The 12,460-nt window shown below is 36.2% G+C and carries 15 protein-coding genes; 14 read left to right on the top strand and 1 reads right to left on the bottom strand.

The window, feature by feature from the left end; genetic code table 11:
• The first annotated feature begins 29 nt into the window (after positions 1-29).
• From MHI00_RS14660 to MHI00_RS14595, 14 genes are all read left to right on the top strand, one after another.
• On the top strand, positions 30-1,397 hold the full coding sequence (locus MHI00_RS14660) for an ethanolamine ammonia-lyase subunit EutB (protein WP_010053962.1): 1,368 nt from the start codon (positions 30-32) through the stop codon (positions 1,395-1,397).
• An 18-nt stretch (positions 1,398-1,415) separates the two neighbouring features.
• Positions 1,416-2,327, top strand: a complete 912-nt coding sequence (eutC, locus tag MHI00_RS14655) for an ethanolamine ammonia-lyase subunit EutC (protein ID WP_035064645.1) — start codon at positions 1,416-1,418, stop codon at positions 2,325-2,327.
• Positions 2,328-2,342: 15 nt separating this feature from the next.
• Entirely contained in the window at positions 2,343-2,996 is a 654-nt protein-coding gene (eutL, locus tag MHI00_RS14650; RefSeq protein ID WP_010053966.1) for an ethanolamine utilization microcompartment protein EutL, read from the top strand.
• Positions 2,997-3,016: 20 nt separating this feature from the next.
• Positions 3,017-3,565, top strand: a complete 549-nt coding sequence (locus tag MHI00_RS14645; RefSeq protein WP_341114543.1) for a BMC domain-containing protein — start codon at positions 3,017-3,019, stop codon at positions 3,563-3,565.
• Positions 3,565-5,031, top strand: a complete 1,467-nt coding sequence (locus tag MHI00_RS14640; RefSeq protein ID WP_010053971.1) for an acetaldehyde dehydrogenase (acetylating) — start codon at positions 3,565-3,567, stop codon at positions 5,029-5,031. The genes MHI00_RS14645 and MHI00_RS14640 overlap by 1 nt, the downstream gene beginning before the upstream one ends.
• 57 nt (positions 5,032-5,088) lie before the next feature.
• Positions 5,089-5,373: a BMC domain-containing protein gene (locus MHI00_RS14635; protein WP_010053972.1), complete on the top strand. Its 285-nt coding sequence runs from the start codon at positions 5,089-5,091 to the stop codon at positions 5,371-5,373.
• 131 nt (positions 5,374-5,504) lie between these two features.
• Positions 5,505-6,239 carry a cobalamin adenosyltransferase gene (locus tag MHI00_RS14630; protein WP_341114540.1) on the top strand — a complete coding sequence of 245 codons (735 nt, stop codon included), beginning with the start codon at positions 5,505-5,507 and terminating at the stop codon, positions 6,237-6,239.
• 10 nt (positions 6,240-6,249) lie between these two features.
• Positions 6,250-6,891: an ethanolamine utilization phosphate acetyltransferase EutD gene (gene eutD / locus MHI00_RS14625; RefSeq protein ID WP_010053974.1), complete on the top strand. Its 642-nt coding sequence runs from the start codon at positions 6,250-6,252 to the stop codon at positions 6,889-6,891.
• The gene (locus tag MHI00_RS14620) at positions 6,888-7,496 is read left to right on the top strand and encodes a hypothetical protein (protein ID WP_135053821.1); all 609 of its coding nucleotides are present in this window, start codon (positions 6,888-6,890) and stop codon (positions 7,494-7,496) included. The genes eutD and MHI00_RS14620 overlap by 4 nt, the downstream gene beginning before the upstream one ends.
• A gap of 49 nt (positions 7,497-7,545) precedes the next feature.
• Positions 7,546-7,815: a EutN/CcmL family microcompartment protein gene (locus MHI00_RS14615; RefSeq protein ID WP_010053976.1), complete on the top strand. Its 270-nt coding sequence runs from the start codon at positions 7,546-7,548 to the stop codon at positions 7,813-7,815.
• 92 nt (positions 7,816-7,907) lie between these two features.
• The gene (gene eutH / locus MHI00_RS14610; protein ID WP_010053977.1) at positions 7,908-9,011 is read left to right on the top strand and encodes an ethanolamine utilization protein EutH; all 1,104 of its coding nucleotides are present in this window, start codon (positions 7,908-7,910) and stop codon (positions 9,009-9,011) included.
• 24 nt (positions 9,012-9,035) lie between these two features.
• Positions 9,036-9,470, top strand: a complete 435-nt coding sequence (locus MHI00_RS14605) for a cupin domain-containing protein (RefSeq protein ID WP_370799428.1) — start codon at positions 9,036-9,038, stop codon at positions 9,468-9,470.
• A gap of 451 nt (positions 9,471-9,921) precedes the next feature.
• A complete protein-coding gene (locus tag MHI00_RS14600) occupies positions 9,922-10,581 on the top strand; it encodes a DUF4947 domain-containing protein (RefSeq protein ID WP_341114536.1) in 660 nt (219 codons plus the stop codon).
• Between the two features lie 137 nt (positions 10,582-10,718).
• Positions 10,719-11,738, top strand: coding sequence for a Gfo/Idh/MocA family oxidoreductase (locus tag MHI00_RS14595; RefSeq protein ID WP_010053983.1), 1,020 nt, complete (start codon positions 10,719-10,721; stop codon positions 11,736-11,738).
• A 68-nt stretch (positions 11,739-11,806) separates the two neighbouring features.
• Here the strand turns inward: MHI00_RS14595 and MHI00_RS14590 are convergent, their stop codons facing one another.
• Positions 11,807-12,334: a helix-turn-helix domain-containing protein gene (locus tag MHI00_RS14590; protein WP_010053984.1), complete on the bottom strand. Its 528-nt coding sequence runs from the start codon at positions 12,332-12,334 to the stop codon at positions 11,807-11,809.
• Positions 12,335-12,460: the final 126 nt, after the last annotated feature.

Here is a 12,460-nt window from a genome sequence, read left to right as displayed (position 1 = left end):
TGTTAGAGAAGGACAAGGAGGATTTAGTAATGATTTTAAAAACAATACTATTTGGCAAGACGTATCAATTTAAAACGGTCATGGAAGTCATGGCAAAAGCCAATGAAGTTAAATCTGGTGATAGTTTAGCCGGAATCAGCGCAACATCGGCAGAGGAAAGAGTTGCAGCTAAAGTTGTTTTAGCACAGTTGAAATTGTCAGATTTATTCAACAACCCAGCAGTACCTTATGAAGAGGATGAAGTGACACGAATCATCGTTGATGGTGTCAATAAAAGAACTTATGAGCAAATTAAAAACTGGACAGTTGAAGAATTAAGAGAGTGGTTATTAGACTTAAGAACAACCGATCACGATATCAAAATTCTTGGCCGTGGCTTAACTTCTGAAATGGTTGCTGCGGTAGCTAAATTAATGTCTAATATGGATTTAATTTATGCAGCGAAAAAAATGGTTGTCATGAAGACGGCAAATACAACAATTGGGATGCCCGGTCATTTTTCAGCGCGTCTCCAACCAAATCATCCAACAGATAATATTGATGGTATTATGGCTTCGTTAATGGAAGGTTTATCTTACGGAATTGGTGATGCAGTTATTGGATTAAATCCTGTGGATGATTCAACTGAAAGTGTGAAACGTATCTTACATCGCTTTGAAGACTTCCGTCAAGAGTGGGAAATCCCAACTCAAACTTGTGTCTTAGCTCATGTTAAAACACAAATGGAAGCGATGCGTCAAGGTGCTCCTACTGGATTAGTATTCCAATCAATTGCAGGTTCTGAAAAAGGAAATACAGCCTTTGGTTTCAATGCGACTGACATTGCTGAAGCGAAAAAATTAGCTTTAGAAGTTGGTGCAGCAGCTGGACCAAACGTTATGTACTTTGAAACGGGCCAAGGATCTGAATTATCTTCTGACGCACATTATGGTGTCGATCAAGTTACGATGGAAGCTCGTTGTTATGGATTTGCTAAAAAATTCGATCCATATCTAGTGAATACTGTTGTTGGTTTTATTGGACCTGAATATTTATATGATTCAAAACAAGTTATCCGTGCTGGTTTAGAAGATCACTTTATGGGTAAATTATCAGGTATCTCAATGGGTTGTGATGTTTGTTATACAAACCATATGAAAGCCGATCAAAATGATGCTGAAAACTTAGCAGTGCTTTTAGCAACAGCAGGCTGTAACTTTATTATGGGAATTCCTCATGCAGATGATGTTATGTTAAATTATCAAACAACTGGATACCATGAAACGGCTACATTACGCGATATGTTCAATTTACGTCCAACAACTGAATTTGACCAATGGATGGAAAAAATGGGCTTTAGTATCAATGGTAAATTAACTGAACGTGCTGGCGATGCATCTGTATTTTTGAAAAAGTAAAGGAGGGAGTAGCATAAAATGGTAGATGAAAAAAACTTAAAAACAATTATTGAAAATATTTTGAGTGAAATGGCAGATGGAAACGTTGATTTAAGCAATGATGTTCAATCAGCAATTGCGGTAAAAGTGACTGAAACTGTAGCTCAAAATGACGTTGAAGATGGGTGTATTCCAGATATTACAGAAGTAGATATCAAAAAACAATTTTTAGTTCCACATGCAGAAGACCCAGAAGGTTATCAAAAAATGAAGCAATTCACACCAGCTAGGTTAGGCTTATGGCGCGCGGGGACCCGTTATAAAACTCAATCAACATTACGTTTTAGAGCCGATCATGCCGCTGCTCAAGATGCAGTTTTCTCTTATGTAGATGAAGCATTAGTCAAAGAGATGAATTTTGTTTCGGTTGAAACCCTATGTCACGATAAAGATGAGTATGTAACTAGACCAGATTTAGGTCGTCAGTTTTCTCCAGAAATGTGTGAAATTATTAAAGATAATACAACTCATGGAGCAAAAGTTCAAGTGGTTGTTGGAGATGGATTAAGTTCAGCAGCAATCGGAGCGAACATTAAAGATATTATTCCTTCTATTAAACAAGGGCTAAAAATGTTTAATTTAGACTTTGATTCAGTTGTTTTTGTGAAGCATGCTCGAGTTCCGGCAATGGATAAAATTGGTGAGTTAACAGATGCTGATGTTGTGTGTCTTTTGATTGGTGAACGTCCAGGTTTAGTTACAGCAGAATCAATGAGTGCGTATATTGCTTATAAACCAACAGTTGGAATGCCAGAAGCAAGAAGAACAGTTATTTCAAATATTCACAGTGGTGGAACACCAGCCGTTGAAGCAGGTGCCTATATTGCTGAATTAATTAAAAATATGCTTGATAAGAAGAAATCAGGAATTGATTTAAAAGAAGCTGAATAAGGGAGGAAAATTTGAATGAAAAATGATCGTTTAGGTGCAAGTGTATTAAGCGTTAAAGTCATTTCTAATGTCGATGCGGCAATGGCTAAATCATTAAATTTAGGACCAAATCAACGCAGCTTAGGTTTAATTACTTCTGATTGTGATGATGTGACTTATGTAGCATTAGATGAAGCAACAAAAGCGGCAGAAGTTGATGTTGTGTATGCGAAAAGTTTATATGCTGGAGCAGCCAACGCCTCAACCAAATTAGCTGGAGAAGTGATTGGGATTATTGCTGGTCCAAGTCCAGCTGAGGTTAAAAGTGGTCTAGAAGTTGCAATTCAAGAAATTGAATCGGGTGCTAGCTTTATCAGTAGTAATGAAGATGACTCCATTCCTTATTTTGCTCACTGCGTTTCTAGAACGGGTTCATTTTTATCAAAAGAAGCTAATGTTACAGAAGGTGAAGCTTTAGCTTATCTAATTGCCCCACCGTTAGAAGCAATGTACGCATTAGATGCAGCATTAAAAGCAGCAGATGTTGATATTGCAGCTTTTTATGGCCCACCATCAGAAACAAACTTTGGTGGAGCACTACTAACAGGAAGCCAATCAGCCTGTAAAGCAGCTTGCGATGCTTTTGCTCAAGCTGTTGAAGTTGTAGCTAGCAATCCAACCGCATATTAGAGTTAAGGAGGCATAAGCTATTGAAATATGAAGCGTTAGGTATGATTGAAGTAACAGGATTTTTAGGCGCCATTGAAGCTGCGGATACAGCCTTAAAAGCTGCAAATGTAGAGCTTTTACAGGCAGAAGTTATCAGTGGCGGGTTAACAACAGTTCAAGTAGTTGGAGACGTTGGAGCGGTTCAAGCAGCCGTTGAAGCAGCAGTGTCTGTAACAGAAAAATTAGGTTGTCTAGTTGGAAGCCATGTGATTCCAAGAATGGATGCAGCAACTGCCGAAATGGTCTTTTCCGCAATAGCTAAACAAGCTGTTGCAGAACCAGTTGAAAATGTTGTAAAACAGGCTGAAAACTCAATAGTAAAAGAAGTAAAAGAGAGCTTGAAAAAAGAAATTCAAGAAGTCATTGAAGAAAGCTTAGAGCAAGAATTAGCCCAAATGAAAGTTGTTGATTTACGAAAACTAGCTTATCAAATGGAACTGACATCCCTTTCTAAAAAAGAGATTAAATTTGCGAATAAAAAAGCCTTAATCGATGCGATTCAAGCAGAAAAAGAAAGGAATGATAAATAGTGACAATCCAAGATAAAGATTTAGTCTCCATTCAAGAAGTTCGCGATTTAATTGGACATGCTAAAAAAGCGCAAAAAGAATTAGCGAATATGTCGCAACAACAAATTGATACCATTTGTGAAGCCATCGCAAAAGCGGGTTATGATAATCGCGTTAAATTAGCTAAAATGGCTCACGAAGAAACTGGATTTGGTATCTGGCAAGATAAAGTAGTTAAAAATGCTTTTGGTTCTAAAGGTGTTTTTGAAGCTATCAAAGATATGAAAACAGTTGGTGTTTTAAGTGATGATGAACAAACAAAAGTCATGGAAGTTGCAGTTCCAGTTGGCGTTGTTGCTGGGTTAATTCCTTCAACAAATCCAACTTCAACGGTCATTTATAAAGCGTTGATTTCGATTAAAGCGGGGAATAGTATTGTCTTCTCACCACATCCAAATGCACTTAACAGCATCTTGGAGACAGTTAAAGTGATTGAGGAAGCAGCAGTAGCAGCAGGTTGTCCTGTTGGAGCGATTAGTTCAATGCAAGTTCCAACGATTCAAGGAACGGATCAATTAATGAAACATAAAGATACGTCGTTAATTTTAGCGACAGGTGGTTCAGCAATGGTCAAAGCAGCATACTCATCAGGTACGCCAGCAATCGGAGTTGGTCCAGGAAATGGTCCAGCCTTTATCGAAAGAACAGCCAACATTCCAATGGCCGTTAAACGCATTCTAGATTCTAAGACATTTGATAACGGTACAATTTGTGCATCAGAACAGTCGATCATTGTTGAAGAAATCAATCGCGAAAAAGTCATTAACGAGTTAGAAAAACAAGGGGCTTATTTCTTAAATGCGAAAGAAGCTGAACAGCTTGAGAAGTTCATTATGCGTGCGAATGGTTCAATGAATCCGCAAATCGTTGGGAAATCTGTGCAACGTATTGCTTCATTAACAGGCTTATCGATTCCAGAAGGCGCACGAGTTTTAATTGCTGAAGAGAGTCGTGTTGGTTCTAAAGTTCCTTATTCTCGTGAGAAGTTAGCTCCAATCTTGGCCTTTTATACAGCGCCAAACTGGTCAGCAGCTTGTGAGTTAAGTATGGATATTTTAAATCATGAAGGTGCCGGTCACACAATGATTATTCATTCAGAAGACAAAGCTGTTATTCGCGAGTTTGCTTTGAAAAAACCTGTTTCAAGATTGTTAGTAAATACAGGTGGTTCTTTGGGTGGAATTGGTGCTTCAACCAATTTAATGCCAGCTTTAACTTTAGGCTGTGGTGCAGTTGGTGGCAGCTCAACTTCTGATAATATTGGTCCAGCAAACTTATTCAATATTCGTCGTGTTGCTTATGGCGTGCGCGAATTAGAAGAATTAAGAGGATCAGATGCACCATGTACAACAAGTGTTGGAATGGATGCAAGTAAGGAAGATTTAATTGATGTTTTAGTAGAGAAAGTCTTAGCACAGTTACAATAATATTTGTAATGAATATTAATAAAAATAAATTAAAAACATACTAGGAGGAACAATATTATGGCAAACGCAAATGCATTAGGAATGATCGAAACAAAAGGTTTAGTAGCAGCGGTGGAAGCAGCAGACGCAATGGTGAAAGCAGCTAACGTAACATTAATTGGTAAAGAACAAGTAGGTGGCGGATTAGTAACAGTTATGGTTCGTGGCGATGTTGGAGCTGTAAAAGCAGCAACTGATGCAGGGGCTGCAGCGGCAGAACGTGTTGGACAATTATTATCAGTACACGTTATTCCACGTCCACACTCAGAGGTAGATGCAATTTTACCAAAGGGCGCTTTATAAGATCATTATAAAACCTGAAGATACTTTTTAGGGGAATCTTAGAAAAAAAGGAGCACTCTTATTGCAAGGTGCTCCTTTAATTCTCAAATAGTTCGAGTAAGAGGAACTAGCGGGATAGGAGAAGTGAGTAGATGGCTATTTTAACAGAAGAAACTGTTAGAAGGTTGATTAAAACAACTGAAATACAAGAAACTAAAGTGGTTGAAGTTGAAAAGGGCACGATTATTACTCCTTCTGCACGCAGTTTTTTGTCGGATCATCAAATTAAGCTACAAGAAATTCCTAGCTGTGAGACTAACCGGGAAGATAATCAAAAAAATAAAGCCGAAGTAACTGGAAATCAAGAAGTAAAAATTGTCCAAAATCCTTTTTTATATAAAACATTAGATGGTGGCCAATTCGTTGAAAAACCTGTTCATATGAGTGTTTTAAAAGGAAATATAATTGTACCAAATGATCATCCTGAAATTAAATTGCGTGGACAACTGGACACGTTGCATGGCGAAGTTTTAAAGGTCCAACTGCTAGCAAGTGAAGCAGGTTTTTCTGATCTAATAGAAGAGCTAGAATTAATTGCTAGTTGCAGTCAATTTATGCAGGAAAGTCGTTTACCAAGTAAGCTAGCTTATCCAAGCGAAACAGAAGTCGTTACATTTTCGATTGATTATCAAATGGGTGCTTTAGTTATTGCTTTAAACCAATTGAGATTAATGATTGAACAAACCAGTTTAATGGCTTATGAAAGCTTAAAAGAGGCTGATGGAACAATCAAAGAAGTTGAGTTATTAGAAGTACTAACTAAGTTAGCTCGTTTTTGTTGGAAATTAATGGATAATGTCAACAAAGGAAAATACAAGAAAAGATAGGAGGCTGAGTATGAATCAGGAAGATTTAAACCGCCTAATTGATGAAGTTGTAAAACGTGTGGAAAATCAAAATGGAGTCGAAGTTGAAGCGAGTGGACGCCATATTCATTTAGATCGAGCAACGATAGATGCTCTGTTTGGCCAAGGCTATGAATTGAAAGTAGCTAAGTATTTGTCTCAACCGGGCCAATTTGCTAGTAAAGAACGTGTAACATTGATTGGGCCTAAAGGCGTATTGCATAATGTGATCGTTTTAGGACCAGAAAGAAATCAAGCGCAAGCTGAAATTTCAGCAACGGATGCTTTAGCGATTGGTGTAAAAGTCCCTGTTCGTGAAAGTGGAGATATCGCTGGAACACCAGGAATTTTAGTGATGAATGGCTCTAAATCTGTCCAACTATCGGAAGGTTTAATTGTAGCGAAAAGACACATTCATATGACAGTTGAAGATGCAGTTAAAGCGAATCTTCAACAAGGAGAAATTGTTCAAGTTAAAATTAACGCTGGTAGACCACTGATTTTTGATGATGTTGTTATTCGTGTTAGTTCAAAATTTGCGACAGTTATGCACATTGATTATGATGAAGCGAATGCTTGTGGTTGGAGTAAAGGCACCCGCGCTCAAATTATTAAGAAGAGTAAATCATTATGAGTGGCGTAGATGAGCTTGTTCAAAAAGTGATGGAAGCTGTTTTAGTTAAATTAACTAATGAAACGCAGCCTAAACTGAAACTAATTGGAACTAGTGATTCTAATGTTCTCAATTTAATCGCGAGGCTCCCAAAAGTCTCCATAGCTGACTGCTCGATTGAAGAAGCAGATATTTTATTTATTAGTCAATTATCTGTGGATCAAATGGGTAGAATTGCGAATGCTTGTCCACAAACACTAGAAGAGAGTAGTATTTTAAAACATTTTCTTAAAGGGAAGAAAGTCTTGCTTTTACAAGAAGGAATTGAGTTTTATGCGTATCGCCAATCTGCATCCTACGGCTTACGTCAAAAACTTGAAGAATTTGAGTTGCAATGGCGTCGTTATGGTGCAGAGATAGTCAGTGAAGAAGAAAAAACGTGGCAACTTCCTAGAAGTCAAAACGAGCAACTTGATCAAGGTATGGTTACGAAAAAAGTTTGGACTGAAGCAAAAATCAAAGAATTGAATTTAGTTTCAGGGACAAGCTTTAAACTTGAAAATAATGCATTACTTACAGCGTTAGCAAAAGACTATTTACGAGAAAAAAACATTCACTGGAGCTAGGGAACGACGGAAAAAACCTAGTCAAGTGAAGTGAAATGAGGCCGAGTAGATGATAATTGGAAAAGTTACAGGAAGTCTTTGGGCAACACGAAAAGATGAAAAATTAAACGGATTGAAATTTTTAATTGTTGAAACTGAGACCGATGAACATCAATCTGCGCCTCAATCACTTGTTGCTGCAGACAATGCTGGAGCAGGTTTTGGTGACTTAGTTTTAGTAACGACTGGAGGCGCAGCGCGGTTATCTTTGGATAAAGAAGGCGTTCCAGTTGATGCGGTTATCGTTGGAATTATTGATTCTGTTGAACGAGAAGGATAGAAATAAAAAAAGTACGAGAGTCATTCAAGATGCAAAACGGCATATAGAGAGACTCTCGCCATTTTTCTATTAAAAAATAGGAGGGATTACATTTGAGTATTAATGAAATTATTATGTATATCATGGTTTTCTTTATGATTTTAGGAGCGATTGATAAATGTATTGGCAATAAGTTTGGTTTGGGAGAACAATTTGAAGAAGGTATCATGGCTATGGGTGCTTTGGCGTTATCAATGATCGGAATTATCACCTTAGCTCCAGTTTTAGCAAAGGTACTTAGCCCGGTAGTTGTACCGCTTTATAGTGCACTCGGAGCAGATCCAGCGATGTTTGCGACAACTTTACTAGCAAACGATATGGGTGGTTTTGCATTAGCTCAACAATTAGCAATCGATCCTCAAGCGGGTCTATTTGCTGGGACAATACTAGGTGCAATGATGGGACCAACTTTAGTCTTTACTATTCCAGTAGCATTAGGAATTATTGATAAAAATGACCATAAATTTTTAGCGACAGGTGTTTTATCAGGAATTATTACCATTCCAATTGGTTGTTTAGCCGGTGGTTTAGTAGCTGGTTTCCCAATTCAAATGATTTTAATGAATTTAATTCCAATCGTATTAGTGGCAGCAATCATTATGTTAGGTTTATGGTTTAAGCCAGAAGCGATGATTAAGGGCTTTACTGTTTTTGGAAAATTTGTAGTGATTGTAGCGATTATTGGTTTAGTTGTTGGAGCGATTCAACTATTAGTAGGTGTAACCTTAATTCCAGGAATCGAACCAATTACAAGTGGGATTGAAGTCGTTGGTGGTATTGCTTTAACCTTAGCAGGAGCATTCTGTTTTGTTTTTGTTATTACAAAGGTTTTCAAAACACCATTAATGAAATTAGGTAAAGTGTTAGGTATGAATGAAATTGCTGCAGCAGGTTTAGTTGCAACATTAGCTAATAGTATTCCAATGTTCCAAATGATGAAAGACATGGATGACCGTGGCAAGATTATCAACGTAGCGTTTGCTGTTTCAGCAGCCTTTGTATTAGGCGATCACTTAGGCTTTACAGCTGGTGTAGCGAAAGAAATGATCTTCCCAATGATGGTAGGTAAACTAATCGGTGGAGTCACAGCTATTTTAGTTGCAGTCTTTATGGCTAACCGTATGTTAGGCAAGAAAACAACAGAGGGAGCGAAATAAACGATGGCTGATATAGACAAAAATATGTTAGAGCGCATAGTTCGTGAAGTGATTATGGAACAAATGACCAAAGGAAAAGCTGACACAAAAACAGTGGACCCAAGTGGTGTATTATCGATCAAATTGCCTCAATTAGACGTATCAGAAGAAGATCGTTTAGATACGGGTAAAGCAGGAGACGTTGTGTACTGTAAAGATCTAGTCAATTTATCAGAAAGCCCACGATTAGGTTGTGGGTTAATGGTGATGAAAAATACAACCTTTGATTGGACCTTAGAATATGATGAAGTTGATTACATTATTGAAGGACAATTAGATGTGTTAGTTGAAGGTCGTAAAATCTCTGCTGGACCTGGAGAAATTATTTTAATTCCTAAAGGTAGTGGCATTCAATTCTCAGTTACAGGTGAAGCGAGATTTATTTATGTGACCTACCCAGCTGATTGGCAATCACAGTAATATCAAGGTTTTGGAACCAAATTAAATAAGGTGTGAAAAAAGCTGTTCTGATTTAGTTTAATTAAATTCAAATAGAGAATGGGAGACGATTGTTATTATCGTCTCCCATTCTCTATTTTTTATTAAGGCAAATAAAAAATCAATCGTACCTACCTAATACTTAAAATACAAAAGCCAAGTTGGCAGAATGCTACACAAAAAAGATACATTCAAATAGAGGTTTAGCTATTTTCTTGTCTACTAATACTCCATGCCCCTATTAGAATTATCAAGGAAATAAAGATAGCAACTAAACCACAATGCTCTATAAAAAAACAACTAATATAAAAACGGTTGTGTTTGATTTTATTTGTTGTTAAAATAATTATAAAGAGAAAATTGTTTTTTATAAAAAGATATCAAGTGGGGCAGTTTTTGTATGAATTTATAAAATAGAAAAAGGGAGAATGAAATGAAAAAAATAATTATTGCTTGTAGTTTAGTTCTTTTAATGGCTAGTGGATGTAGTTTAACACAGAAAGATGAATCAAAAAAAATTAAAGAGACTGATTCAGAGCTTGTCCACTCTAGCAAGAAAAAGCGAGATAGAAAAAAGAAATCTACTACTAATGAGAATGAAAAAAAAGATTCCTCTTTTCAAAATCAAAAAGAAGCAGACTCTACACAAATTAGTGAAGTGTTGGGGAATACATTTAGGCCAAATCCTGCAGAGGCTGACGAAGAAGTGATGTATGAATCCGACGGAGAAGGACAAATAAGTGCTATAATTCCTGACTACTCTCATTATACAAAAGAACAAGTTATTGAGTTATTAGGAGAACCAAGTAGTGTTGTGACAGGTAGTTCCGAGATACAAAGTCGGTTAGAAGACAATGAGTGGCAACTAATTAAAGCCGAATTTGAAAAAGGAAAGCTAACAGAAAGCCAAGCAAAAGCCTTTATATTTGCTAGCGCTGATTTAGGGATTGCAGTAGGCTTTAATCGAGATATTGAATTATTAGTCTATGAAGATCAAAATAAACCCAATGTTTATCTAACAAACGGTCAAGTTGATTTTATAACTCCATTAACAGATTATATTGAGTTTAACGGAAAATTACAAATGGATTAAGGTAATTTCATTTAGTTTTAGATTCAAGATTACAGTGCGTTTCTCTATTATCTTAGCTTCAGTTCTATTATAATGTTTAAAAATAGTTTATAATCAAGTGAACAGAAAGTATGACGAGTTTAATTGGAGGAATCACTATGTTAACCATTGCCTATATAGCTAACGGGAAAAGCACAAACCGTTACCATTTGCCTTTTTCTACGAAATTACCGAATCAAATTAAGGTCAAGACTATTTATTCACGGACAGATAAAAATGAATGGGATAAGATTGAAGGAGTGCACTATACAACCAATATTGATGATATCTTTAATGATCCTGAAATTCAATTGGTTGTTGTTACAACACCAAGCTCGCTTCATTATCACTATGGAAAAATGATTTTAGAGCATGGTAAAAATGCTCTAATTGAAAAACCATTTACTGAAACATCCGCTGAAGCCAAGGAGCTATTTGCTTTAGCTAAAGAAAAAAACTTACTGGTACAATGTTACCAAAATCGTCGCTTTGATTCTGATTTTCTAACCGTTCAAAAGGTGATTGAAAGTGGTGTGTTAGGAGAAATTTTAGAGGTAGAAATGCACTACGACTATTTCAGACCAGAAGTGCCTGAAAGTGTAACTAACTATTCTAAGGATACTAGTTATCTGTATGGTCATGGGTGCCACACGATTGATCAAGTATTGTCTTATTTTGGCAATCCAGAAAAAATTCATTATGACGTTCGCCAGCTACTTGGTAAAGGTCGAATGAATGATTATTTCGATTTAGATTTTTATTATGGTGCAATGAAAGTATCTGTTAAATCTAGTTATTTCCGCTTAAAAGAACGTCCTAGTTTTGTGGTTTATGGAAAAAAAGGTAGCTTTGTAAAACAGACAAAAGACCGTCAAGAAGAGCATTTAAAGATGTTTTACATGCCTAACCATGCTGATTTTGGTATTGATTTGCCAGAACATTATGGTACATTAACCTATATTGACGATGAAGGAATCTATCATGAAGAAAAAGTTGTTTCTGAAGTAGGAGATTACAGCCGTGTATACGAAGGTCTGTATGAAACAATCATTAACGGCAAAGAAAAAAGTGTTAAGGACGAAGAAACGATTCGTCAATTAGAAATATTAGAAGAAGGTACTCAATCAATTAGCAACTAAATGAGCAAGAATTTATCGAACTAAAAAAAGGAAAGAATCGTCTATTTAGTAGCTGATTCTTTCCTTTTTTAACGTTTTGAAAAACTTCTAAATTCTTTTGGCGTCATGGCATATTCTTTCTTAAAAATTCTTGAAAAATAGCTTGTTTGATTAAAGCCTAAACTTTTAGCAATCTGACTAATACTTAAATCAGAATGACGTAATAATTCTGTTGCTTGCACCATTTTTTGTTGACTGACATAGGCTACAAAAGTAATTCCTGTTTCAGCTTTAAAAAGCTTACTAAAGTAATAAGGACTTAAAAAGACTTTTTTTGCTGTTTCATCTAATGTGATGGTACGATGCAAATTCATTTTAATGTAGCGTTTTGCATCTGTAATTTCTTTTTTCTCAATTAGTTGTGGGACTTCATTTATAGAGTCAATCGGGTCAGCCGATTGATGATTTAGGTAGTAACTGCTAAGTACGCTTAAAGGGTCAACTTGATTGAAGGCAAAATCTTCTAATTCTTGTGTGATTGGATTTTTTTTGATGGTAGAGCTTTCATTTGATTTTTCTTTTTTTAATTGATAAGTAATTTTAGGTATCTTCGTCATTCCAATTCACCTCTTTAATCAATTTCATACTCTACCTATAGTTTAGCATATTTAGTATGAAATAAGTATTTGATTTTGATGAATAAAATTAAAATTTACTGATTTTATAAAATTGGTCTATTTCAT

This window comes from Carnobacterium sp. FSL E2-0243, assembly GCF_038003605.1.
In the GTDB taxonomy this organism is placed as follows: Bacteria; Bacillota; Bacilli; order Lactobacillales; family Carnobacteriaceae; genus Carnobacterium; species Carnobacterium maltaromaticum.
The sequence above is the reverse complement of the archived record's forward strand: the minus strand, read 5'-3'. Positions and strand labels throughout refer to the sequence as shown.